Raw genomic sequence first — 23,486 nt, forward strand, 5'->3', positions numbered from 1 at the left:
CGGATAAAGCAAGAACCAGCGTGTGCCGTCACCTGCTACGGTATAGTGCCCATACATTTCCCATACACCAGGAGGTAAGCCATGACTAGCGCCGCAACCGACCGCGCATCCCTCGCGCCCTACCCGACCTATCCTTTGCAGCACATCTTGAGCGAGACGGCTAGGCGATTGCCGCAGAAGGCGGCGATCATCGATGGTGAGTATGTCTATTCGTACCAGCAACTCGATGTGTACAGCAATCGTTTCGCGGCGGCGCTGGCGAAATTGGGCGTGGTCAAGGGCGACCGCGTGGGATTGCTCGCGCCGAACTGCGCCGAGTTCGAGATTGCGTTCTTCGGCATCGTCAAAGCCGGCGCTGTGGTAACGACCATCAACTCCGGATACCGTGAGCGCGAGATTGCGCACCAACTCAGCAACAGCGGCGCGGAAGTGCTGGTCGTCCACGAATCGCTGCACCAGATGGCTGAAGCCGCCCACGATGGCGCGCCTGAAGTGAAGCGCATGATTATCATAGAGTCGAGTTCGCGCGAGTCCGATTCATTCTGGGGACTCATAGAGCGCTCGCCGGCGACGACGCCACCGGTCAGAATTAACGCCAAGGAAGATTTGGCGGCGCTGCCATACTCCAGCGGTACTACAGGGCTATCCAAGGGAGTGATGCTGACGCACTTCAACATGACGGCGAATCTGCGGCAGTTCATGGTGCGGCCCGGCGAGGCATTGCAGCAGCGCGAGTCCGATGTAATGCTCGCGCACCTACCACTGTTCCACATTTACGGCATGCAGGTGCTGATGAATGCTGTGATATTGTCCGGCGGCACGCAGGTGATGATGGGACGCTTTGACATGGGCGAAATGCTGCGCCTAGTCGCCACGCACAAGATTACGCACCTTTACACCGTGCCGCCGGTTGGCATCGGGCTGTCGATGCTGCCGAACCTGGGATTAGAGCCTGATTTTTCGTCGATGATAGCCGCGTGTCTTGCCGCCGCGCCCGCATCCGCCGAGCTGCAAATGCGAGTGCAGGAAGTCGTAGGCTTCCCCGTGTTCCAAGCTTACGGCATGACCGAGCTTTCGCCCGTGTCCAATCTGGACTACATTGAGCCTGACAGGATGACGCCCGGCTCGGTCGGTCCGGCGATTTCAGACACCGAAGAGCGTGTGGTTGACACGGAGACTGGCACGAAAGATGTGCCGGTGGGCGAACTGGGCGAACTGTTAGTGCGAGGTCCGCAGGTGATGAAGGGCTACTACGCCAACGAAGAAGCCACGCGCGAAACAATCGACGACGACGGCTGGCTGCACACCGGCGACATCGTGCGAATGAACGAGGATGGCTGCGTGTGGATTGTTGACAGGGTGAAGGAACTCATCAAGTATAAGGGCTTCCAAGTGCCGCCCGCCGAACTCGAAGGCTTGCTGCTGGAACATCCGGCAATCACGGACGCCGCTGTCGTCGCCAAGCCCGATGTTGAATCCGGCGAAGTGCCCAAAGCTTTCGTCGTTACGAAGCAAGGCGAAGATGTGTCCGGCGAAGACGTGATGAGTTTCGTCGCATCGAAGGTTGCCACCTTCAAGCACATCCGCGAAGTGGAGTTCATCGATGCCATCCCCAAGAACCCGTCCGGCAAAATACTCCGCCGCATGCTAATCGAAGGCGAAGGCGAGTAGTATAGTTCCGCCTCCTTGACGAGGAAAGGTTGTGAGAGCCTTCGGCAACGAAATCTATGCCCAACACCTAACCATCCATTCACACCGCGCACTCCCAAAGGAGATGAACAGCAGACTTTGCGCCAGCGCGCCCGATAGGAGTATCATTAAAGGGCGGCGTGATTTTCTCAAGCTGCAGGCAGAGAAGGCATCAGATTTAAGAAGGGCACGAGGTAGAAAAATTGGCAGACGCAGTATTGGTCTATTCTACGATTGGATGCGGCTACACGGACATCGTTAAGGCAGAGCTCGACAAGGAAGGTAGGGCATACGAAGAGATAAACCTGTCGCTGCATCCCGACCGCTGGCCTGAGATTCTGCCGCACACGGACGGCATCCGCTTGACGCCCGTCGTTATTGACGGCGACGAAGTTACTGTCGGCGTGAATGGTATCGGCTGCGTATCGTAGGGTAAACGGAGGGCACGACTTGGCAGAATCCAATATCGTGATTTACACGCATCCCACTTGTGAGATTTGCGTGACGGTCAAAATGGAACTTGACGAGCAGGGCAAAGCCTATGAGGAAATCGATCTCGCCGAGTTTCCTGAGCGATGGTCAGAGGTCGAGGAACTAGCCGACGGCGATCGCATCACACCAGTGACCGTGGAGAACGGCGAGGTCACCATCGGCTACCACGGCATCGGCTGCATGTTCTACGACTAGCCGGAGACTCCGCGCCACCTGCTTAGGAAACGTCATGCGCCTGCATGAGGCACACCCAGCTCTTTTGGGTCATCTCCACGCGGCGGCGGCGCAGAGCATTCTCATTGTCCCAGAGCTCCCTAGCAACGCCCAGGTGACGTGGAGCGTCATACCGCGTCTGTTCCCAGTGCGACGGACTGCGGTATCCGGTCACCAGTACAATTTCCATCGGACTTGCGACTGCAAGAGTCGTCCAGAGCCCCAATATGCTGGCGCCCATAGATTCGATTCTGGGCCATATCCCGTTCTCAGAGCAATGCACAAACTCTTTGAGGTCGCCCGGCTGAATGAAGAACCGACGGAAGCCGTAAACGGGACGCCTGTCTCCCTCCGGAATGACCGACTTGGGGCGCGACGATATCGCCCTGAACAGTCGCACCTCTTCAGATTGACAAAGCCCATCTAAATATATTCGTGATAAGGACTGCGCCTTCTCCCATGAATATAGGGAGCGCCACGATGTTATCTGCACCAATTCGTTCTGCGGATTGCCTATGAGTCCGCTGAGCTGGCAAATAACATTTCCACCCGCGCCACGAATCGCAGGAAACATGTCGGACTGGCAGACAGACAAGTATTCGTTCAGCCGCTTGGCATCGACGATTACGCGTCGCTCTTCGTAAATCATGCTTCCTCCTATACCGGGTTAGTCAGCGCACATCATACCGCATCGCGCCGCTCAATTGAATGGTGTTCCGATTAGTCCCTTCGCTCTGTGGTGGAATGTTGGGATTGGAAAGTTAGGAGGGGGAGAGATGAGAAACGCCCATCCCCTTCACAGGATAGCGAACGCTTGACCAGCCGCCCGTTAAAGCGTAATCTTGGCGTAGTCCACATTGGCACACAATGGCACAGATCACCGACATGCCCTCGCCGTCGGGCGTGTTAAGGAAGGTACGCAATGCAGTTCGGTTCGTTTATGGAGTTCCATCGCCGCGAAGGCAGCACTCAGGCGGACGCCTTCCGCGAGGCGTTCGACCACATCGCGCAAGCCGAAGCACTCGCCTTGGACGGCGTTTGGCTTGCCGAGTCGCACTTCAACCCGGCGCGCTCTGTCCTGTCGTCTCCACACGCCATCGCATCCGCGATCGCCGCACGAACAGAGCGCCTACGCATCGGTACCGCAGTGAGCGTGCTGCCGCTCGGCAATCCCCTGCGCACGGCGGAAGAAACGGCGATCATCGACCACATCAGCCAAGGTCGCTTCGACTTCGGCGTGGGACGCAGCGGGCTGCCTGGCTCGTACGAAGGCTACAATATTCCCTACGCCGAAAGCCGCGAGCGGTTCTACGAGTACCTCGAAATCATCACGAAGGCGTGGACTGAAGAGCGTTTCAGCTACGAAGGCGATTACTACACCTACGACGATGTTTGCCTGGTGCCTAAGCCGTATCAGGACCCGCATCCACAGATACGCATCGCCGCGAACACATCTGCCACATTCCCGGTCATCGGCAAGATGGGACACGCTATATTCGTCGGCGTACGCCAGCAGAGCCTAAATGCGGTGGGCGAGCAGGTGGACAGCTACCGAGATGCGTGGCACAAGGCGGGACACGATGGGCAGGTCGATGTGTCGCTGCGTGTGCCGCTGTATGTTGGCGAGACAGAAGAAGACGCCCTCACCGTACCCGAAGAGAGCTTTATGCGGCAGTTCAGGCGGCTCGGCGGACAGCTGACCGCATCCGTACAGCGCGCCGGATCGCACGCGCTTCAAGAGCGCGCTGAGCGTGGTGCAGAACTAGCGGTGCTGGAATGGGAGCGCGATGTCATCGGTCAGAAGGCAGCAGTCGGCACACCTGAAATGGTCATCGAACAGCTCCGCGTGATGCGCGAAACGCTCAGCCTAACCGGAGTCGTCGCCGAGTTCAACGCCGGCGAACTAATACCGGAGGAGAAAATCGCCAGTTCCCTGCGCCTATTCTGCGAAGAAGTGATGCCCGCATTCAAGTAGATAGCGTCGTTATCGCCTGAAATCGTCTCGAAGACCACACTGTGCTATCGTTGTAATAAAGATGATATAATACATACAGCAAACGAAACCCACCAAAGAATATGTGAACGGAAATGAGACTTTGGTTGACTCAAATCTTGCAGTCTTAATTGACTACGAAAATGTCGGGCTTGATGCCATTCAGCGCCTGCTCGACCAGCTCTCCGATGTGGGCCGCGTGATAATCCGGCGGGCATACGGCGACTGGTCGGTCCAGCGCAACAAGCAGGATCAGCTCCTTGAGCTTGGCATCGAACCCATCCACCAATACCACTCCAACAAGTCTGGCAAGAACTCCAGCGACATCCGACTCGCCATCGAAGCCATCGACTTGCTATACAACAACCCCATCGACACCTTCGTCATCGTCTCTTCCGACAGCGACTTCGTGCCACTCGTTGGCAAGTTGCGCTCGTCCGGCAAGAGCGTCATCGTCGCTGGGCGGCGCGAAGCGACTTCGCCCACGCTAATCAAGAGCTGCGACCGTTACATCTTCCTCGACACTGCAGAAAAGCAGCCGACATCGCACACTTCCAGCCCTGCGCGCCGTAGAAACTACCGACGGAACGGCAGGCAAACTTCATCCGCTTCCAATCTTGAAGCGGAAGCGCGCTCGCTATTGCAGCGTGCCATGGACGCATCGATGGACGAATCCGGCGAGGTCGTCGGCTCCAAGCTGTACCAGACTATGCGCCGCATCGAGCCGAGCTTTAATTTCAAGGACTTGAAATATCGCGCGTTCAACCAGTTCCTGGAAGCGCACACAGATGTCATCGAAATGACACGCCCCAAGGACGGCAGCGGCGATGTGGTCGTACATTTCACCGGCAGGGAGCAAATCACTCCACCTCCGGTCAGTGCTGACAACGAGAATCGCGCCGCAAGGCTTGTCGATCCCGCGAGGGACGATGGGCAGGAAGAAGACGCGCCGCAGACGGCAGCAGCGGCAGCACCGGAACCGGTGGAAGAAGACAAGCCATCGACCAGCCGCGCCAAGCCTAGCACAGGCCGCAGGCAGAGCGAGCGCAGAAGCAGGTCCGGCCGCCGCTTGCTGGGTTCCACGAGACCGCAGGCAAACAGGAATGAGCCTAAAGCGACAAGCGACGAAAAGCCGATCGACATCGATGATGTCGCAAAGGCAGACTCCGCGCCGGTAGCCGCAGGAGCGGCATCACTCGCGCAGCCAAAGCAGAGCGTCGATCAGGACAAGGCATCGACGCAAAAGACCGAGCAACCGGAGCTGCCTGAGCCGGATACTGGCGCCGAGACAAATGGCGTCGCGGCACAAGTCAGTTGGGAAGTGCTGGTTGATGAGGCATGGGCGAAGCGGGATGTCGAAAAGATAGCCGGACGCTCAGCCGCATCGGACGCCGCGAAGATCCTCGGCGCTGCCAAGTTGAGCGAGTCGGAATACCCGACGCTCGAGAAGTTGCTGAATTCCAGCACGCTGCTGCAGCTAAACTGGCGGCGCGACGGCAACGCGATTTTCCGCAAATAGCAGCCGAAGGTATCCGCAAATTACCCGGCGGGAATAGGCGACGGGAACATACGGCGGATGCCTTCGTATCCACGAACGGGACGCCGCCGCTATGCTGTTAGCCCTCGACATAGGCAACACGAACATCACACTCGGTGTGTTCGACGGCGAACGGCTCGCCGCCACTTGGCGGCTGTCCACCGATCGCTCCAAGATGCCGGACGAGTACAGCATCATGCTCACTCAATTGATGAGTCTGCGCGGCATGTCGCCACAGGACATCCACGCGGTCGCGCTATGCAGCGTCGTCCCGCCACTAACGCCGATGTTCGCGGATATGTGCCGGCAGTTCTTCACGGTCGAGCCGCTGGTAGTCGCAGCGGGCACACGCACCGGCATACGCATTCTGTACGACAATCCCCGCGATGTCGGCGCAGACCGCATTGTGGACGCCGCCGCCGCGCTGAAACTGTACGGCGGGCCAATCATCATCGTCGATATGGGCACCGCTACCGTGTTCGACGCAGTTACGGCGGACGGCGACTATCTAGGCGGCGCAATCGCGCCGGGCATGACAATCGCGCACGACGCCCTGTTCAGCAGCACATCGCAGTTGCGGCGCGTGGAACTCGTTAGCCCTGCCACGCCCATCGGCAAAAACACCATCCACGCCATACAGTCCGGCATCGTGCTCGGCTACGCCGAACTCGTGCGCGGGATGGTAGCGCGCTTCGACGAAGAACTGGGCGGCGGCGCGAAGGTAATAGGCACAGGCGGCATGGCGCACATCATCGAACGAGAAGCGGGCGTTTTTGATGATCTGAACCCTGACCTGACGCTCACCGGGTTGCGCCTCATACACGAGATGGCGAAGTAGTCAGGTGGCGAAGTATCCTGACTTTCGGCACGACCATATCAGCGCTAACGCCGGACTCGTCTGCCACAATTTCAGCGCGCGAATAATTAGAGGTGAAGCATGCCGAACCCTTTAGTGAACCGCAGGATAGCGCTCGGCGTTACGGGCAGCATCGCCTGCTATAAGGCGGTTGACCTCGCCAGCAAACTCACGCAGGCAGGCGTGCTCGTCGATGTCATTATGACGCGCGAGGCGTGCCAATTCCTAACACCGCTCACCTTCCAAAGCATCACGCATCGTCCCGTCGTTACGGACGTGTTTGACCCGCAGTCCGAGTTGAGCATCGACCATGTGGCAATAGCAGAACGCGCCGACGCCATAATCGTCGCTCCTGCCACCGCGAACACGATTGCCAAGATTGCGCACGGCTTCGCAGACGACGCCCTGACTACGACAATTCTCGCCACGCAAGCGCCGCTCATCATCGCTCCCGCGATGGACGCTCATATGTACGACAACGCCGCCACGCAGCGCAATATCTCCATGTTGAAAGACATGGGATGCGTAGTCGCGGGACCGGCAAGCGGGCGGCTGGCATCCGGCCTGATTGGCAAGGGACGGCTGCTGGAAACTCCGGAACTGCTAGGATGTCTGCGGCAAACTCTCGGACGCAACGGCGACCTCGCCAATCGCAAAATTGTCGTGAGCGCAGGCGGCACACAAGAGCCGATCGACCCTGTACGCGTCATCGCCAATCATTCGTCCGGCAAGATGGGCTATGCGCTCGCAGAGGCAGCAAGGGACAGAGGCGCATGCGTCTCCATTGTGTCGGCGCCGACTGCACTGCCCGACCCGTTCGGCGTCAAGGTCGTAAATACGCAAACCGCGTTACACATGCAAGCCGCTCTGCACACCGAATGCGCCGACGCGGACGCACTAATAATGGCTGCTGCCGTGGCTGACTGGCGTCCGTCGAGCGCCGCGGAGCAGAAGGTCAAGAAGGGCGACTCCGACACTTGGGAAATCAGTCTGGTGAAGAACCCGGACATCATCGCCGGAATCACCTACGAACGCCTAATCAAAGTTGGGTTCGCCGCTGAGAGCGAAGACCTGCTACAGAACGCGGCAAGCAAGATGCTGAGCAAGAGTTTGCACCTGATTGCCGCCAACGACATCACAGCCGAGGGCAGCGGCTTCGGCGTGGACACCAACCGAGTCATCCTATTGGACCTCGAAGGCGGCAAAGAAGAGCTGCCCCTGATGAGCAAATACGACGTGGGCAGCGCAATCTTGGACAGAGTAAGCGGACTTCTGTAAGATTCGCCCAACATACAAACCAATTCGCACCGAGCAAAGAAAGGACAAACAATGCCCATAGTCAGAGTAGAAATGTGGCCCGGCCGCACGCGCGAGCAGAAGGCAGAGCTGGCAAAAATCATCACCGACGCCATCAACGACATAGCCGGCGCCCCGCCCGAAGCCACCATCATCGTCTTCGAAGACGTCTCCAAAGACGACTGGGCCCAAAGCGGCAGGCTGGCGTCCGACGAGTAGGCATATTGCGTCAAGGCATCCCTGCAAGCTAAAGGTTTACGGGGATGTCCGACGTCGTGCAATAAATGCCTTGCAATTCACATTTCAAAGGATTCTCCAATGAATGTAGCCAGTTTCGACACTACAAAGCGGCTCGTTGAAGGCTTGCTTGAAGAAGTTGGAAACGGGAAGACACAACTTCCAGACTTCCAACGCGGATGGGTTTGGGATGACCATCATATTCGCGACCTCATAGCCAGTGTGTCACTGTCATTCCCTATCGGAGCTGTAATGACTCTGGAAACGGGTGGACCCGATGTCAACTTCAAGCCACGTCCGATTGAAGGAGCCGACGAATCACTCCGAGAGGTGAGCCCCGACCTTCTGGTGCTTGACGGTCAGCAACGGCTGACTTCCTTATTCCAATCCTTGAAAACGGGGAAACCCGTCGCGACTAGAGATACAAAGGACAACGAAATTAGTCGTTGGTACTACCTAGATATGAAAAAGTGCCTTGACGACGACGTTGACCGCGAAGAGGCAGTTCTATCCGTCCCTGAAGATAGGAAGGTGAAGACATTCCGAGGTGAAGTAACCCTGGACCTCTCCACGCCTGAAAACGAATATGCCAACGATATTTTCCCGTTGAGGTATATCTTCAACGAAGGGGTGTGGATGAAAGGTTACATTGAGTATTGGCAATTGAATGCCGATAAGTGGAGTTTGTATCAAGAGTTCAATGAACGTGTCATAAAGCGATTCGGACAGTATCAAGTGCCAGTGATTGAACTCGACAAAGAAACGCCAAAGGAAGCCGTTTGTATCGTCTTTGAGAAAGTGAATCAAGGCGGTGTCTCGCTCACCGTTTTTGAACTTCTTACTGCGTCTTTCGCCGCCGATGATTTTCAACTCCGCGAAGATTGGGAGAATCGTGAAGAACGACTTCGGAACGCCCACCCCGTACTGAGCGGTATGGAAAACACGCTTTTCTTGCAGGCGCTCACATTGCTTGCTACGAAAGCTAGGGGCAATACCATCAGTTGCAGACGGCGGGACATCCTGCGTCTGAGAACGGATGAATACAAAGAATGGGCTAACAAGACCGAACAGGGCTTTATGGAAGCCGCAAAGTTCTTGCATGGGCAGAAGATTTTCAACAACCGAGACCTGCCTTATCGAACGCAACTCGTTCCTCTCGCCGCTATTTTGGCGGATTTGGAGAATGTAGCCAATACTGAAGGTGCGCGACAGAAGATCGCCCGTTGGTTCTGGTGCGGTATTCTTGGTGAGATGTATGGCGGCACGACAGAAACAAGGTTTTCTCAAGACCTAATAGACGTGACCAACTGGGTGCATGGAGAGTCTGAATTGCCGCGCACAATTCAGGACGCCAATTTTCAGGCGAACCGTCTGCTCACGCTTCGGACACGCAATAGCGCTGCGTACAAGGGAATACATGCGCTGCTTATGCGTGACGGCAGCCGGGACTTTCTATCGGGCATCCCTATTGAGGATACGACTTTCTTCGACGAAAGTGTGGACATACACCACATATTTCCTAGAAACTGGTGTGCTCGCCAAGGCATTGGTTCCTCGCTCTTCAACAGCATCGTCAATAAGACGGCAATCTCCGCAAGGACGAATCGCAGCATAGGTGGAAGAGCGCCATCTCTGTATCTCCCTACACTCGAAAGAAACGCAAAAGTCTCTCCTGAAGTTATGGATGAGATACTGGAATCTCACCGAATTCCTGCCTGGACCCTGCGCCTCGATGATTTCAATAGGTTCTTTGCGGACCGTGCCGAAGGGCTGCTTGAACGAATTGAGTCAGCAATGGGCAAACAGATAGCGCGTGAAGAAGGGATATTCAGACAGGAAGAACGCGACGATGATTTTGACATCAATGCTGTCATAGACAACGGTGAATCTGTAAGAATCGAGTTCAAGTCTTCGTTGCGAATGAACTTACACACTAACAAGACTGATAAGCGAATGGAACTCGCCGCGCTCAAAACTTTGGCCGCTTTCTTGAACTCCGACGGCGGATCTTTGTTGATTGGCGTCGCGGATGACCATGAACCTGTTGGCATTCAAATTGACGGTTTCCCTAATGAAGATAGGATGAATTTACACCTCGGAAACATCGTCAATCGCACTATGGGCGCTTTGGCGATGCAGCACATCGACATCTCCTTTCAAGATTTCAGAGGTGTGCGAATAATGGTGTTAACCTGTGAGCGTTCAAATCACCCTGTCTTCGTAAAGGACGGGAACGAAGAGGTTTTCTATATTCGCTCTGGAGCGGCAACACAATCTCTATCCATAAAAGACGCTCACACATACATCAACGACCGTTTCTAAATCCTTGACACCGCCCCACAACACGCGCTAACATCATTGCGAACATACTCACAAATGCGTTGAGCAGGAGTAGTAGGTTTTCCAGCGGGGTTCCAGAGAACCGGGATAGGTGAGAGCCGGTGCCCGCGCAGATGACTGAATGGACCTGGGAGCTGCCACCCGAAAGCCCTCACAACAGGCAAGTAGGCGTGGACGGATAGGGCACCGTTACCATAACCCATGGTATCGAGAGTGCATCGACACTCTCCGTACTTCGAATGAGGCCGCTTGCATTCGCGTTACGGTGATGTGCGGCGGCGAATTAGGGTGGCACCACGGATTTCAACCCGTCCCTTTGTGGACGGGTTTTTTCTTGCCATTTTCAGAATCAGGGAGGCAGTTGCACGATGAGCATCATCGGCGCATTATTCTGGCGAAGCCGCTAGTTGAACACAGCACATACCGAAGTTCAATGAGGTTTCAAGCCATGACAACTCAAACGAAAACGACAATCGCAGCCCCAGCACCGATCACTGCCGGAAAGCGGCGCGTGTTCAGCGGCATACAGCCATCCGGCGAGGTGCAGTTGGGCAACTATCTCGGCGCCATCAAGGGCTGGGTTGAGCGACAGGAAGAGAAGATTAACTTCTTCTGTCTCGTGGATCTGCACGCCATCACGGTGTACCAAGACCCCGACGAACTACGCAATCAAACGCGCTCGCTGGCGGCAGTGCTTTTCGCCGCCGGACTGCACCCGGACAAGAGCACGGTATTCGTGCAGAGCCATGTTGCCGCGCACGCCGAGTCGTGCTGGGTGCTCAACTGCGTCACTCCTATGGGCTGGCTCGAGCGCATGACGCAATTCAAGGACAAGTCGTCGCGGCAGGAAAGCGTGTCCGCGGGCTTGTTCGACTACCCCGTTCTGATGGCGGGCGACATCCTGCTTTACGACTCGCACGAAGTGCCGGTCGGCGACGACCAGCGCCAGCACGTCGAACTCGCGCGCGACATCGCCATCCGCTTCAACCGCATCTACGGCGACACATTCGTCGTGCCGGAGCCGATGATCCCTGAGATCGGCGCGCGCGTGATGGGAATGAACGACCCTACGGTCAAGATGTCCAAGAGCTACGCGCACATCCGCGGGCACGCCGTCCGAATGTTGGACGAGCCGAAGGAAATCGAGCGCACAATCAAGCGCGCCGTTACCGACTCTGGTAGCGACATAGTGTTCTCTGATGACCCGGAGAAGGCAGGGGTGAACAACCTGCTCGGCATCTACAAGGTTATCACCGACAAGTCGCAGGCCGATGTGGTATCCGACTTCGCGGACGCGCGCGGCTACGGCGATCTGAAGTCGCGCGTGGCAGAAGTCGTCATAGACGCGCTCGCGCCGATTCAGCAGCGGTATTACGAATTCATGGACGATCCCGCCGAGCTGGACCGCATGCTCGCTCGCGGCGCGGAGAGCGCTGCCGCCGTTGCGACGCCCAAGATGGACGAACTAAAACGACGTGTGGGCTTCGTCCTGCCGCCACCCCAATGAACTAACATTTTCTCTGGCTGCCGCCAGTGAGAATAGGCGGCAGCCGGCTGTTTTGGAGGAACGCGACAATGTACTACCCTGACTTGGAGCAAGTGAAATCGCTTGCTCACAAGGGGAATCTAATTCCCATATCACGCGAAATCAACGCTGACTTGGACACGCCGGTCAGCGCATATCTAAAAGTGGCGCGGCCACCCTACTCGTTCCTGCTGGAAAGCGTGGAAGGCGGCGAGCGAATGGCGCGCTTCAGCTTCATCGGCACAGAACCGCACAGCATAATCAAGACAGGTTATGGACAGGGACACGGAATGATTGACCCGCTCAACCCTGTCGAACAAGAGCTTAGCCAATTCAAACTCATCGAAGTGCCGGGCATGATGCGATTCAACGGCGGAGCGGTCGGCTACCTGTCTTACGAATCCGTCGGATACTTCGAGAAATTGCCCACGCCCGAAACCGTGATAATAGATGTGCCGGAATCGGTATTCATGCTGACGATGACATATCTCGTCTTCGACCACATCGGGCATACCATCAGCGTCGTGAGCCACGCCCATCTCGACGGCGATGTGGAGGCAGCGTACAACGCGGCGACCGCGCGCATCGACGACCTGATTGCACGGCTGCGTGCGCCGCTGGACATACCCATGCCATCGCAAAGCGCGGCTGATCAGAAGCTCGCCACCACATCCAACATGACATTCGAAGAGTTCGCCGATATGGTGAATCATGTGAAGGAATACATCGTCGCGGGAGATGTGATACAAACTGTCGTATCGCAGCGGCTATCGCGCCCGACGACAGCCGACCCCTTCCAGATTTATCGATCGTTGCGCGCGATTAATCCTTCGCCGTATATGTACTTCTTCGAGATTGACGGCTTTCAGATTGTAGGCGCGTCTCCGGAGATGCTGGTGCGCGTGGAGAACGGCATTGTAACTACGAACCCTATTGCCGGCACGCGACCGCGCGGCAAGAACGCGCAGGAAGACGATGCCAATGAAGAAGAATTGCGCGGCGATGAAAAAGAACAGGCTGAGCACATCATGCTGGTCGATTTAGGGCGCAACGACATCGGGCGCGTGAGCGAGCCGGGCACGGTGAAAGTCAACCAGCTGATGGACGTCGAGCGATACTCACACGTGATGCACTTAGTCTCGCGCGTGAGCGGCAAGCTCCGCGACGGCTACACGAACTTTGACGCGCTCCGGGCATGCTTCCCCGCAGGCACGGTTTCCGGCGCTCCTAAGATTCGCGCGATGGAGATAATAGCAGAGCTCGAGCCGGACAAGCGCGGTCCATATGCGGGCGCGGTGGGCTACTTCGACTTCATGGGCAATATGGACACTGCGATCGACATCCGCACGCTGATAATCAAAGATGGCATCGCGCACGCCCAAGCAGGCGGCGGCATCGTCTATGACAGCACACCGGACTTCGAGTACCGCGAAACACTGCATAAGGCATCTGCTCTGATGCGCGCAATCGACGACGCCGAAGAAGTCGGCATCACACATCAATAGACTATTCACGGCAAGGCGCACACGGCAATGCTGCCCGACCATTACGCCTATAACACATCGCCCTGCGGCTTGCCTCCTGCAAAGGACAACCAATGATACTCTTGATTGACAACTACGACAGTTTCACCTACAACCTGTACCAGTACCTGTGCGAACTCGGCGCGGACGTGGATGTCGCGCGCAACGACAAGATTACCATCGCGGAAATCGAAGAGAAGGCGCCGGAGAAGATTGTCATATCGCCGGGTCCTTGCACGCCGAAGGAAGCGGGCATATCAAACGAAGTCATCCAGCACTTCGGCGACCGCACACCAACGCTCGGTGTGTGCCTTGGACACCAGTGCATCGGCGATGTGTACGGCGGCACGGTAACCGGCGCCGGCGAGATTATGCACGGCAAGATGTCGAGCATCAAGCACGACGGCGAGGGCGTCTTCAAGGGACTACCTAACCCATTCGACGCGATTCGCTACCATTCGTTAGCGGTCATGGAGGCCGACATTCCCGATGACCTGGAAATCACCGCCTGGACGGACACCGGCATCGTGATGGGCGTGCGCCACAAGACGCATCCCGTAGAGGGCATACAGTTCCACCCAGAGTCTATAATGACTAAGGTTGGACACGATCTTCTGCGAAATTTCCTCGAAATGTAGCAGCGCAACTTGCAGCGCGAAGCAGTGGAGTTAGCGATGATTAGAGAAGCCATTGAAGCGGTCGTGAGCGGCGAATCCCTGTCGCTGGAAGCCGCCGCGCAGGCGATGAACGAGATAATGAGCGGCGAGGCGACGCCCGCGCAGTTCGGCGCATTCGTAACAGCGCTGCGCCTCAAGGGCGAGACCGTTGACGAGATCGCCGGCATGGCTCAGGTCATGCGCCAGCACTCGCTACAGGTCAAAGTGGACGGCGCTCTGGTGGACACCTGCGGCACGGGCGGCGACGGTTCCGGCACTTTCAACATATCCACCACCGCGGCATTCGTGGCGGCTGGCGCGGGCGCGAAGGTCGCCAAGCACGGAAATCGCGCGATGTCCGGCTCATCCGGCAGCGCGGATGTGCTCGAAGCGCTGGGCGCGAATATCGCACTCAGCCCGGAATCAGTTGCGCGCTGCATCAACGAGACGGGCTTCGGCTTCATGTTCGCGCAGGGCTTTCATCCGTCAATGCGCTTCGCCGCCGGTCCGCGCCGCGAAATAGGCATTCGCACGGTGTTCAACATATTGGGACCGCTCACGAACCCGGCCGGCGCAGGCGCACAAGTCATCGGCGTCGCGGATGCGTCAATGGCGGCGAAGATGGCGCAGGCGCTGAGCAGACTCGGCAGCAAGCGTGCGTTGGTCGTACATGGCAATGACGGCTTGGACGAAATTACTATCGCGGAGTCCACACAAGTTTGGGAACTCAACGAGGGCGCCGTCAGCGAGTACTCAATCTCCCCGGAAGACTTGGGTCTCGACAAGTCGCCGCTCAGTGAAGTGCAAGTCTCCAACACCGCGCAAAGCGCACAGACGCTCCGCGACGTTCTCGACGGCGGCACGGGCGCAGCGCGAGACATCGTGCTTCTCAACGCCGCAGCCGCGCTACTCGCCGGCGGACAGGTGGATAGCCTCCAAGATGGCATCGCCGCAGCCGCCAAGTCCATAGACGAAGGCAGCGCAAATTCTCGCATGGAAGCATTCATCGCGCTTAGCCAAAGTTTGGAATAGTCTAGTATAGAAGAAACTTCATGGTCTCTAGAAGAACGGAATGGAGTAGCCAAGTGCAGGCACACAAGGCGTCTCAATCGGCGACAAATACTTGACCTACAACTAGCGTCGCAACAAGGCGGAAGACCTAACCGAATGGCTAAACTACGCCAACGGCGGCGGTGTCAAAGTCTATCTGGTGGCATTAGCCTGCCACAAGCAACGGTAAGGCGTGATTGGCTGAACCTCCGATGAGAAGGGTAAAATGGCAGACATACTGCAGAAAATAGTGGAAGTCAAGCGCGTCGAGGTTGAACGGCTGAAGGCGGAAATGCCTATTGCTGAACTTGAAGCAAGGATCGAGGCGCAGGCGCCGCCGCTCAATTTGGCGGGCGCACTGTTTGGCGAATCGGTGCGCATCATCGCGGAAGTGAAGAAGGCTTCGCCGTCCAAGGGGCTGCTGCGCGAGAATTTCGACCCAAAGTCGCTTGCAAAGATTTACACCGACAACGGCGCTGCCGCTATTTCCGTGCTGACTAACACCGACCACTTTCAGGGCAGCATTGAGCACCTGAGCGCCGTCCACTCGGTCGCCAACCCGCGCAAGATTCCCGTGCTGCGCAAGGAGTTCATCTTCGACGAGTATCAGGTGTACGAAGCGCGTGCCTACGGTGCGGACGCCATCCTGCTCATCGTCGCGATGCTCACTCCGGACCGCTTGAAAGCCCTGATGAACTTGAGCCGAAAATTCTGGATGCAGTGTCTGGTAGAAGTGCATGACGAAGATGAACTGAAAGTTGCGGCGGCAGCCGGCGCGGAGGTCATCGGCATCAACAATCGTGACCTTCGCACATTCACCACCGACCTGGCAGTTACCGAGCGGCTGGCGTCCAAAGTGCCGTTTAGCAGCGTGGTCGTAAGCGAGAGCGGCATCAACAACCGCGAGCATCTGCAGCGCGTACAGAAGGCGGGCGCACACGCCGCGCTCATCGGTGAGGCGCTCGTTACCGCGCCCGATGTCGGCGCCAAGTTGGGAGAATTGGTATGACTAGCGTGCCTGAATTCAAGATATGCGGCATGCGGACGCTGGAACACGCGCTCGCGGCTGCGGACGCCGGGGCATCGTTACTCGGTTTCGTCTTCGTGCCGGGCGTACGCCGTCAAGTGTCGCTCGAACACGCGCAAGTGGTAATCCGCCGTGTGCGTGAACGGCGCGGCGCGGCTTGCCCTAGCATTGTAGGACTGTTCGCCAATCAGCCGTTGGACGAAGTGAATCGCACTGTGAGCGAGTGCGATTTGGACTTCGTGCAACTCTGCGGCGACGAACCCGCCGACTACTGGGACAACGTGGACGCCTGGGTGATGCGGCAGGTGAAGGTTGACGATTCGCTCGGTCACGATGCGGCGGTGTCGGACGCGCTGCGCGAAGTCGAAGAGGTGGCGAAACGGCTTCACATCACCCTGTTAGACAAGCGGGTAAGCGGCGCACTCGGCGGCACCGGACACACCTTCGACTGGCAGATAGCTTGCGAGATTGCCAAGCGGCATCCCGTGTTTCTAGCCGGCGGTCTTGCGCCCGACAATGTGCGCCAAGCGATCGACACGGTGCAGCCCTGGGGCGTCGATGTTTCCAGCGGCGTTGAGACCAATGGCGTGAAAGACATTGCGAAAATCGCAGCATTCGCGGATATGGTCAAGCAAGCAGCTCATGCACACAATGATGGTGGCGGGGCACAATCATAACGCGCGCGATGCAATTACAGAATTCAATACGCTCGATGCGCTGACGACACTGTTCGACAATCTGTATGTGCTTCGGAATCAGATACTACGCGGCGGCGCCACATACGGCAGTTCGGTCAATCGACAGCAATTGCAAGACGACACGAAGATTCTCGCGAGCCTGCTCCCGAATTTCTTCGACATAATGCAGGCGAACATACACATCGAAGGCTGGAGTAAACCGTACTATCCACGTGTCTATATTCAGTCGTCGTAGCAAGCAGACTAACGGTAGCATGGCAAAACCCGTCCCACTTCGCCCCCACACCGTCAGCATCGCCGCGCCGCGCGAACTGGTCTTTCAGATGTTGTCACACTTTGGCAGGGGCAGGCTGCCCGGCGACAGTAACGAGTCGTCGCGAGTTATCGAACAAGACGGCGACCGGCTGATGGTCGAATTCGTGTCGGAAACGCCAGTCGGCACATACACGACCATCGAAGAGGTGCGCCTCTACCCACCCGAGCGCATCACATTCAACCACCTGTCGGGACCGCTTCGATATGTGAGCGAAGAGTTCACGCTTGAGGAAGTGGACGCACGACACACTGACCTTACGCACAGCGGCGAGTTCGTATGGCGCGATGTGCCGCTATACGGCTGGCTCGGCGGCATTTTGTACATACGACCGGTGTTCGAGCGCACCATGGTCAAGCACATGGCGCAGATCAAGCAAGCCGCGGAAGCGCGTGCGGCGCGCAGTCGCGTCTTTCCGCGCGCGTAATGGCATAGCGTCGCTGCCCTACCCGCCTCGTACTGCCTTCGTTACCGATGTTGACGACACTTTTGGCCCCCAGCTTGGTATGACGGCGCACATCGTCCGTTCTTCACCGCCCGCGAATATCAGGAGGATGTCGTCCGGAGTCGCGACCAGCGGCAGCCAATGATTTTCGTCTTCGGGCATCACATCGCCGCCCACCTCGCCTGCGCGCTTGATGTCTGCGAGCGTGCGGCGAATTTTCGGCTGCAATGCGGCGCGAATGTCCTGTTTGCTCCATCCTTCCCACACGCTGCTTTCGCCGGAGATTACGACTGCGAGTTCTCCCTGCCGCACAACCGCAGACCTGTCGTCCGTCGAACCAACGGTCGAGAGAGACGTACCGAGCGCGGACGACACATCCGCCACGGTGTTTATCATAGTCTCGGGACTGCCGCTCGCCCGCACCTGACGCGGCGATTCACACGCGAACACCGTAACGGCGCTCTGCGCCCGCTCAAAGCCGCGCTCGACGTGCAACGGATTCCAGTGGGTCTCGGTTTCCGCCTCCGCGATGCAGTAGCTATACTTGCCAGGATGGCCAAGAATGCTGCGGTCGAACAGACCCGGTATTGCGGCGCATGCGTTAATGAGAATCAACCGCACGGCGCGTCCGATAGTCGCGTTGGCACGATTGCCCGGTCCGAATAGATTGTTGCGCGCGTTGATGTCCAATTCTCGCGCGATGGGCCCGTTCACGATGACCATTATTCCCGACCCGCCCAGACTCGACGATGGCCCGACGAGGTTGAACTTCGGGTCAAGCATCGCCTCCGCCGTTGCCAGAACTACAGGCATATACTCCGGCATGCAGCCTGCCATCACCGCGTTGGCGGCGACCTTCTCCACGCTTATCTCACGGCGGCGCTCCGGCAGTTCACCGACGATTTCGCTTGCAGGTCTGCCACCACGCTCGATGAACTCTGCGACTCGTCGCTCCGTTGGCGGCACGACCGGAAGCCCGTCCGTCCAGCCCAGCCGGTACATCTGCTCCATCGCCTCGACCGGGTCGTCCCAATCAAATCCCACTAGTGTGCTATCCGTGCTCATCTGCGCCTCCAATGCCGTCAAATTCGCGCTGCCTGAATGCCATCGCTATTCGGCTTGCAAGTATATCAGTTTGCAGCGCCTGACTGTGCCGCTGTCTTCATTCTACCGCCGGGCGCTTCTGTCTGGTGACAAGTATCAATAAACTTGACAGGCTGATACGCCTAACTTAGGCTTGACCGCACTGATTTCCGCAATAGCTGACAGGAGGATAAAGTTGGCTTTTCATTTTGACCACATCCATCTGAAGGCGCCGGACCCGGAGAAGACGGCGAATTGGTATGTTAAGGCGTTCAATTTCGAGATCTACAACGACCGCGGCGTGCGTCCGAGCGGCGACAGGTTCATCGAGTGCAGGATGCAAGACGGCACGATTGTCCGCATCTCAGGCGCGAGGACTGCCGAGGCGACGGGACAAGGCGACGCGGAAGTTCACTTCGGCTTGGAACATTTCGGCATCACCGTTGACGACATGGACGCGGAATTAGAGCGGCTGCAGGCGCTTGGCGCGGAAATCGCGGAAGGACCGATTTCCAACCCTGGCGGGCCGACCATCGCCTTCATCAAAGTGCCCGACGATGTGCGAATCGAACTGCTGCAGATGCCAAGTTAAAGCGCATCTACCAAATCAAGATTGGAGCAAATAACGTGGTAAGGCAAGTCTATTTTCCGTATCCGAACAACAAGCCGGTGGGCTTTTCGCCGGCGACGCGCGTGGGCAACCAGGTCTTTGTCTCCGGACAGGTGGCGGCTGACGAAAACGGCAATCTCGTCGGCATAGGCGACGCTAAAGCGCAGTCCGAGCAGTGCTTCAAGAATGTTGAGGCTGCGCTGACCACCGCCGGAGCGGTCTGGGACGATGTAACGAAGATTACCTGCTTCCTAGTTAATGCCGACGATTACGCCGCCTACGCCGAAGTGCGAAACGGCATATTCCCGGAGAACGGCCCCGCGAGCAGCACAGTCATAGTGACGGCGTTGGTGCGCCCGGAGATGCTCGTGGAGATTGAAGCCTTCGCAGTCGTCGAGTAGCCTGCACCAGCAGCCTGGTCGGGAATTGGGGATTATGTTCCCCCTCCTAACCTTCCCTGCCAAGGGCTATGAGACTCGTTGACCGCGCATCATTGATACTGGGGCATGTTGACATTTGGCGCGTGAGGCATTTCAAACACGACAAGCGCACTCATCTGTCATTCCGAACGCAGTGAGGAATCTAAAATCGTTGTGATCAAGCCGGTTTCCGACTCTAGATTTCTTGCTTCGCTCGAAATGTCCACACAACTTAGAACATTCCTCACAAGGATGAACGCGAAATGCCTGAAGACTGCATCTTTTGCATGTTACGCGATGGCGTAATTCCCAGCGAAAAGCTGTACAGCGACGACGATTGCTTCGTGATACGGGACATCAATCCGCTCGCGCCGACGCACCTGCTGGTCATCCCGAATCGGTGCTTCTCCCAGCTGTCCGAACTGGAAGACGAACCTGATGCCATGTTCGCCAGCGTGTTTGCGGCAGCGCGCAAGATGGCTGAACAAGAAGGCATCGCCGAATCGGGTTATCGCTTGATAGTCAACCAAGGCAGCGACGGCGGCCAAGAAGTGGCACACTTTCACATGCACGTTCTCGGCGGCAAGTCGCTGCGTGGTCTTGGCCTGGGTTAGGCTCTTGGCGTAGTAAAGCGGTAGCCGGCAGAGCCTAGACAGGCATGGTGCGGCCCGTATGCACCCTGCCTATTCGCGCCGCTTCTTCGCCCCCGGGACCGCCTGCCGAGCAGACCATCACGCCCTCGTCAATCATCTCCGTTACATTCTCGGGCGAAACGCCGTTCAGGAAGAACAGACCGGCGTCGCGACAAGCTTGAAATATACGATCACGAGCCGCGAGAAGTTCAGGTGTGAACGGGTTCGGCGGAGTTTTGAAGCCGTGCGCCATGCTCATGTCGCCGGGTCCCCATTCCGCATAGGTGATGCCGGATATACGAGTGCTGAGTTCGGCATTCTCCAGCGCGCGCTTGTTTTCCAGCTTTAGACCCAGCATGAGTTCGCCGTTAGGATTCAAGGGCCAGGGGTCGGCTTTGTCCAGATACTCGTCCGCGGACACGCCCCAAACCTCGGCGGCAGGTCCCTGAGCGCCAGCTCCACGAGTTCCCCTGCCGATGAGTTCGCCCACGCCAATATCTTGGAAAGTATAGCGGCACGATTCAACGAACGCCCTTACTGCGCCCGGCGTCTCTGCGTTGCAAAGGATGATGCCATGCACGCCGCGCGCCAAAATTTGCCGGAACTGCCATGCGTTGTAACGCACGATTTCCTCGCTGCCACCGTCAACCGGCACTTCCACAATTACCGCTGGCGTGCGGTGTCCACTATTCGTCGGTCCGGCGTCCACCAGACCGCGCATGAACTGGTCAAGCCCTGCCATATCGAACGCGCCGTGTTCCATGCCAATGTTGATGTAATCGGCGTAGGTGCTCGCCATTTCCCTGCCGTATTCATACGTCAGCACCGCGCCCGAGTGCGCGCCGGTGTAGTATATGGGCTGACCTTGTTCAAGCAGTTCGATAGCGCGATTAATTCGCTTAGCCATTATGATTTCCTTCCGTCAACTATTACAGGTCCAATCACCTAAATGGAGGGGCTGCTAAGATGAGCCTGATGAAGCTACATCAACCCTACTGCGCGAATCGCCGCTAAACAGGCATCGTCCTGCCGGTAATTTGGCGCCCGATAGCCGCGCCTTCTTCGCCCACGCCGGACAGTATCTTCACACCGTCACCCATCAGCTTATTCACGCGTGCTTCAACGCTGATGGTGTAGTCGCTCCAGCTGCACAGGAATGCCAAGCCAGCCGCGTCGCACGCCGCCTTGACGCGCTGCCGCGCCTCTTCCATGTCGTCGGGATACGGCGGGTCGTGTGCATCAGCATATCCGAACGACAAGCCCATGTCGCCTGGGCCCCACTCGGCGAAGGCAATGCCGGGCACAGCCGCACTCGCCTCGCAATTTTCCAGCGCACGCTTATTCTCTAACTTCAGCCCGAGGACAATCTCGCCGTCGGGATTGAGCGGCCATGGGTCCGCAATCTTCATGTATTCGTCCGGCGCAACACCCCATATCTCCGCCGCGCTGCGCTGTCCACCACCACCGCGCCGACCTACGCCTAGCCCGTCGCCGACGCCAGCCGTCTGGAACGGGTAACGGCACGCCTCCACGAACGCCTGCACCGCGCCTTCGGTCTCCGCATGGCACAGCAGAATACCATGAATACCACGCGCAAGCGCCTGCTTCATCATCCAGGCGTTCGCACGGACGACATCTTCGTTCGTGCCATCTGTGGGGATAGTCATGATTACTGGAGGCGTGCGGTGTCCGCTTGGCGTTGGGCCGCCGTCCACCAGCCCGCGCATGAACTCGTCGAGGGCGGACATGTCGAATGGACCATGCTCCATCTCCACACCGATGTAGTCCGCCCAAGTGGACGCCATCGCCTTGCCGTTCTCGTAGGACAATTCGTGCGCGCCGGCATTGTACAGGGGCTGCCCCTGGTCCAACAATTCGATAACTCTGTTGATTCGTTTCGCCATTCCTCACCTCGTAAAGTATTGCATCCCGCTAATTCAACGCGCAGTCTATCGCATCAAACTCGCGACTGCCAATCATCAAACTTCTAGTGCAGGTTACCCGGACGCCAGAAAGAATCTTCGCTCACAATGTTCCTTCTCCCTTCAGTGAGGAAGGGAACAAGACGTGCTACTCCACCATCTGGCACAGATTTACCGCGCCGGCACGATTGTCTCGATTTCCGCATGAAAACCACCGTTATCCACGGTAAGCACCGCGATGGTGGCAGCGACCATGAACGACGGATAGCCTTGACCCGGGTTCAAAAAATGCACGCCGTCTCTCAATTCGTTGAGAGGCTCATGTGTATGCCCGAACAGGACTATATCGACCGGTTCCTCGAAGTCGCCGAGCAGGTCTTCGAGCGGGAACTCTGGCCCGCCCCAAGCAGGATGCGTCACGCCAATACGCACGCCTTCGATTTCCAACACTTCGACATAAGGCAAAGTGTCCCGTAAGTCCGGCGGGTCGGCATTGCCGTGCACCACGACTGCCTGTTTCGCCACGCTGCGCAGCCCGTCAACCACATCCATCCGCACAATATCGCCACAATGCACGGCAATGTCGGCGTCGGCGACAGCGGTGCGTATGTCGGCGTGAACTTCGTCCCATCGGTTGCAGTGCGTGTCCGAAAACACAACGATTCTTGTACTCATAACGGCAAGCATCTTATCACAGACCGCCTTATCTATGGCGCATCAGTTGCCCATTCCTAATCAGTAGCAAGGGAGTTAGGAAGGCTATCCACACATGATATGTGTCTGTTCTAAGGTAAATCTCCGAATTCGTCCTATGCTTGAGACGATTTCACAAATTCCTATTGTTGTCATTCCGCGCTGTTTTTATCATTCCGAATACTTCTCCCTTGTCATTCCAAATACTTCTCCCCTGTCCTTTGTCATTCCGAACGC

Annotated in this window: 25 protein-coding genes and 1 other annotated feature; of the genes, 20 read left to right on the top strand and 5 right to left on the bottom strand. The window is 57.3% G+C overall.

What is annotated here, in order from left to right; all coding sequences use genetic code 11:
• Positions 1-81 precede the first annotated feature (81 nt).
• The 3 genes from F4X57_04880 (at position 82) to F4X57_04890 (ending at position 2,376) form a co-directional block, all read left to right on the top strand.
• The gene (locus F4X57_04880) at positions 82-1,671 is read left to right on the top strand and encodes a 4-coumarate--CoA ligase family protein (GenBank protein MYC06492.1); all 1,590 of its coding nucleotides are present in this window, start codon (positions 82-84) and stop codon (positions 1,669-1,671) included.
• Between the two features lie 221 nt (positions 1,672-1,892).
• The gene (locus F4X57_04885) at positions 1,893-2,120 is read left to right on the top strand and encodes an NrdH-redoxin (GenBank protein ID MYC06493.1); all 228 of its coding nucleotides are present in this window, start codon (positions 1,893-1,895) and stop codon (positions 2,118-2,120) included.
• On the top strand, positions 2,098-2,376 hold the full coding sequence (locus F4X57_04890) for an NrdH-redoxin (GenBank protein MYC06494.1): 279 nt from the start codon (positions 2,098-2,100) through the stop codon (positions 2,374-2,376). The genes F4X57_04885 and F4X57_04890 overlap by 23 nt, the downstream gene beginning before the upstream one ends.
• Positions 2,377-2,398: 22 nt before the next feature.
• Here the strand turns inward: F4X57_04890 and F4X57_04895 are convergent, their stop codons facing one another.
• Complete coding sequence (locus F4X57_04895) at positions 2,399-3,043, bottom strand: hypothetical protein (GenBank protein ID MYC06495.1); 645 nt, start codon at positions 3,041-3,043, stop codon at positions 2,399-2,401.
• 273 nt (positions 3,044-3,316) lie between these two features.
• Here F4X57_04895 and F4X57_04900 point away from each other — a divergent pair, with 273 nt between their 5' ends.
• The 14 genes from F4X57_04900 (at position 3,317) to F4X57_04965 (ending at position 17,872) form a co-directional block, all read left to right on the top strand.
• Positions 3,317-4,369: an LLM class flavin-dependent oxidoreductase gene (locus tag F4X57_04900; protein MYC06496.1), complete on the top strand. Its 1,053-nt coding sequence runs from the start codon at positions 3,317-3,319 to the stop codon at positions 4,367-4,369.
• A gap of 121 nt (positions 4,370-4,490) precedes the next feature.
• On the top strand, positions 4,491-5,906 hold the full coding sequence (locus F4X57_04905; protein ID MYC06497.1) for an NYN domain-containing protein: 1,416 nt from the start codon (positions 4,491-4,493) through the stop codon (positions 5,904-5,906).
• A gap of 91 nt (positions 5,907-5,997) precedes the next feature.
• Positions 5,998-6,762 carry a type III pantothenate kinase gene (locus tag F4X57_04910; protein MYC06498.1) on the top strand — a complete coding sequence of 255 codons (765 nt, stop codon included), beginning with the start codon at positions 5,998-6,000 and terminating at the stop codon, positions 6,760-6,762.
• A gap of 114 nt (positions 6,763-6,876) precedes the next feature.
• A complete protein-coding gene (gene coaBC, locus F4X57_04915) occupies positions 6,877-8,058 on the top strand; it encodes a bifunctional phosphopantothenoylcysteine decarboxylase/phosphopantothenate--cysteine ligase CoaBC (protein ID MYC06499.1) in 1,182 nt (393 codons plus the stop codon).
• Positions 8,059-8,109: 51 nt separating this feature from the next.
• On the top strand, positions 8,110-8,295 hold the full coding sequence (locus F4X57_04920; GenBank protein ID MYC06500.1) for a 4-oxalocrotonate tautomerase: 186 nt from the start codon (positions 8,110-8,112) through the stop codon (positions 8,293-8,295).
• A gap of 99 nt (positions 8,296-8,394) precedes the next feature.
• Positions 8,395-10,635 (top strand): DUF262 domain-containing protein, encoded by a 2,241-nt coding sequence (locus tag F4X57_04925; GenBank protein MYC06501.1) that lies wholly within the window; start codon positions 8,395-8,397, stop codon positions 10,633-10,635.
• A gap of 50 nt (positions 10,636-10,685) precedes the next feature.
• Positions 10,686-10,972: a binding site (T-box leader), on the top strand.
• Positions 10,973-11,101: 129 nt separating this feature from the next.
• Positions 11,102-12,160, top strand: a complete 1,059-nt coding sequence (trpS, locus tag F4X57_04930) for a tryptophan--tRNA ligase (protein ID MYC06502.1) — start codon at positions 11,102-11,104, stop codon at positions 12,158-12,160.
• Between the two features lie 68 nt (positions 12,161-12,228).
• Positions 12,229-13,683 (top strand): anthranilate synthase component I, encoded by a 1,455-nt coding sequence (trpE, locus tag F4X57_04935; protein MYC06503.1) that lies wholly within the window; start codon positions 12,229-12,231, stop codon positions 13,681-13,683.
• A gap of 92 nt (positions 13,684-13,775) precedes the next feature.
• A complete protein-coding gene (locus F4X57_04940; protein ID MYC06504.1) occupies positions 13,776-14,339 on the top strand; it encodes an aminodeoxychorismate/anthranilate synthase component II in 564 nt (187 codons plus the stop codon).
• A gap of 36 nt (positions 14,340-14,375) precedes the next feature.
• Positions 14,376-15,389: an anthranilate phosphoribosyltransferase gene (gene trpD, locus F4X57_04945; protein ID MYC06505.1), complete on the top strand. Its 1,014-nt coding sequence runs from the start codon at positions 14,376-14,378 to the stop codon at positions 15,387-15,389.
• Between the two features lie 244 nt (positions 15,390-15,633).
• The gene (gene trpC / locus F4X57_04950; protein MYC06506.1) at positions 15,634-16,416 is read left to right on the top strand and encodes an indole-3-glycerol phosphate synthase TrpC; all 783 of its coding nucleotides are present in this window, start codon (positions 15,634-15,636) and stop codon (positions 16,414-16,416) included.
• A complete protein-coding gene (locus F4X57_04955; protein ID MYC06507.1) occupies positions 16,413-17,111 on the top strand; it encodes a phosphoribosylanthranilate isomerase in 699 nt (232 codons plus the stop codon). The genes trpC and F4X57_04955 overlap by 4 nt, the downstream gene beginning before the upstream one ends.
• Positions 17,077-17,367, top strand: coding sequence for a hypothetical protein (locus F4X57_04960; protein MYC06508.1), 291 nt, complete (start codon positions 17,077-17,079; stop codon positions 17,365-17,367). Before F4X57_04955 ends, F4X57_04960 begins: the two co-directional genes overlap by 35 nt.
• A 19-nt stretch (positions 17,368-17,386) precedes the next feature.
• Positions 17,387-17,872, top strand: coding sequence for an SRPBCC family protein (locus F4X57_04965; GenBank protein ID MYC06509.1), 486 nt, complete (start codon positions 17,387-17,389; stop codon positions 17,870-17,872).
• A gap of 18 nt (positions 17,873-17,890) precedes the next feature.
• Here the strand turns inward: F4X57_04965 and F4X57_04970 are convergent, their stop codons facing one another.
• Complete coding sequence (locus tag F4X57_04970) at positions 17,891-18,955, bottom strand: hypothetical protein (GenBank protein ID MYC06510.1); 1,065 nt, start codon at positions 18,953-18,955, stop codon at positions 17,891-17,893.
• 172 nt (positions 18,956-19,127) lie between these two features.
• On the opposite strand from F4X57_04970, the gene F4X57_04975 reads away from it, so the two are divergent.
• The 3 genes from F4X57_04975 (at position 19,128) to F4X57_04985 (ending at position 20,616) form a co-directional block, all read left to right on the top strand.
• A complete protein-coding gene (locus F4X57_04975; GenBank protein MYC06511.1) occupies positions 19,128-19,565 on the top strand; it encodes a VOC family protein in 438 nt (145 codons plus the stop codon).
• Positions 19,436-19,984 carry a RidA family protein gene (locus F4X57_04980; protein MYC06512.1) on the top strand — a complete coding sequence of 183 codons (549 nt, stop codon included), beginning with the start codon at positions 19,436-19,438 and terminating at the stop codon, positions 19,982-19,984. The genes F4X57_04975 and F4X57_04980 overlap by 130 nt, the downstream gene beginning before the upstream one ends.
• 281 nt (positions 19,985-20,265) lie before the next feature.
• A complete protein-coding gene (locus F4X57_04985; GenBank protein ID MYC06513.1) occupies positions 20,266-20,616 on the top strand; it encodes a histidine triad nucleotide-binding protein in 351 nt (116 codons plus the stop codon).
• A gap of 34 nt (positions 20,617-20,650) precedes the next feature.
• On the opposite strand, the gene F4X57_04990 is transcribed toward F4X57_04985, so the two are convergent.
• From F4X57_04990 to F4X57_05000, 3 genes are all read right to left on the bottom strand, one after another.
• Positions 20,651-21,541 carry a hypothetical protein gene (locus F4X57_04990; protein MYC06514.1) on the bottom strand — a complete coding sequence of 297 codons (891 nt, stop codon included), beginning with the start codon at positions 21,539-21,541 and terminating at the stop codon, positions 20,651-20,653.
• 103 nt (positions 21,542-21,644) lie between these two features.
• Entirely contained in the window at positions 21,645-22,538 is an 894-nt protein-coding gene (locus tag F4X57_04995) for a hypothetical protein (GenBank protein ID MYC06515.1), read from the bottom strand.
• A 189-nt stretch (positions 22,539-22,727) separates the two neighbouring features.
• The gene (locus F4X57_05000) at positions 22,728-23,243 is read right to left on the bottom strand and encodes a YfcE family phosphodiesterase (protein ID MYC06516.1); all 516 of its coding nucleotides are present in this window, start codon (positions 23,241-23,243) and stop codon (positions 22,728-22,730) included.
• Positions 23,244-23,486 lie beyond the last annotated feature (243 nt).

The sequence above is a fragment of the Chloroflexota bacterium genome (assembly GCA_009840355.1).
In the GTDB taxonomy this organism is placed as follows: Bacteria; Chloroflexota; Dehalococcoidia; order Lucifugimonadales; family JADFKI01; genus Bin90.

Coding starts and splice junctions, on each gene's coding strand:
- F4X57_04895 (MYC06495.1), bottom strand. CDS start 3,043: ATGATTTACGAAGAGCGACGCGTAATCGTCGATGCCAAGCGGCTGAAC.
- F4X57_05000 (MYC06516.1), bottom strand. CDS start 23,243: ATGCTTGCCGTTATGAGTACAAGAATCGTTGTGTTTTCGGACACGCAC.
- F4X57_04925 (MYC06501.1), top strand. CDS start 8,395: ATGAATGTAGCCAGTTTCGACACTACAAAGCGGCTCGTTGAAGGCTTG.
- trpC (MYC06506.1), top strand. CDS start 15,634: ATGGCAGACATACTGCAGAAAATAGTGGAAGTCAAGCGCGTCGAGGTT.
- F4X57_04985 (MYC06513.1), top strand. CDS start 20,266: ATGCCTGAAGACTGCATCTTTTGCATGTTACGCGATGGCGTAATTCCC.
- F4X57_04970 (MYC06510.1), bottom strand. CDS start 18,955: ATGAGCACGGATAGCACACTAGTGGGATTTGATTGGGACGACCCGGTC.
- F4X57_04990 (MYC06514.1), bottom strand. CDS start 21,541: ATGGCTAAGCGAATTAATCGCGCTATCGAACTGCTTGAACAAGGTCAG.
- F4X57_04995 (MYC06515.1), bottom strand. CDS start 22,538: ATGGCGAAACGAATCAACAGAGTTATCGAATTGTTGGACCAGGGGCAG.
- F4X57_04910 (MYC06498.1), top strand. CDS start 5,998: ATGCTGTTAGCCCTCGACATAGGCAACACGAACATCACACTCGGTGTG.
- F4X57_04955 (MYC06507.1), top strand. CDS start 16,413: ATGACTAGCGTGCCTGAATTCAAGATATGCGGCATGCGGACGCTGGAA.
- F4X57_04890 (MYC06494.1), top strand. CDS start 2,098: ATGGTATCGGCTGCGTATCGTAGGGTAAACGGAGGGCACGACTTGGCA.
- F4X57_04960 (MYC06508.1), top strand. CDS start 17,077: ATGCACACAATGATGGTGGCGGGGCACAATCATAACGCGCGCGATGCA.
- trpS (MYC06502.1), top strand. CDS start 11,102: ATGACAACTCAAACGAAAACGACAATCGCAGCCCCAGCACCGATCACT.
- F4X57_04880 (MYC06492.1), top strand. CDS start 82: ATGACTAGCGCCGCAACCGACCGCGCATCCCTCGCGCCCTACCCGACC.
- F4X57_04940 (MYC06504.1), top strand. CDS start 13,776: ATGATACTCTTGATTGACAACTACGACAGTTTCACCTACAACCTGTAC.
- F4X57_04900 (MYC06496.1), top strand. CDS start 3,317: ATGCAGTTCGGTTCGTTTATGGAGTTCCATCGCCGCGAAGGCAGCACT.
- F4X57_04965 (MYC06509.1), top strand. CDS start 17,387: ATGGCAAAACCCGTCCCACTTCGCCCCCACACCGTCAGCATCGCCGCG.
- F4X57_04920 (MYC06500.1), top strand. CDS start 8,110: ATGCCCATAGTCAGAGTAGAAATGTGGCCCGGCCGCACGCGCGAGCAG.
- trpD (MYC06505.1), top strand. CDS start 14,376: ATGATTAGAGAAGCCATTGAAGCGGTCGTGAGCGGCGAATCCCTGTCG.
- trpE (MYC06503.1), top strand. CDS start 12,229: ATGTACTACCCTGACTTGGAGCAAGTGAAATCGCTTGCTCACAAGGGG.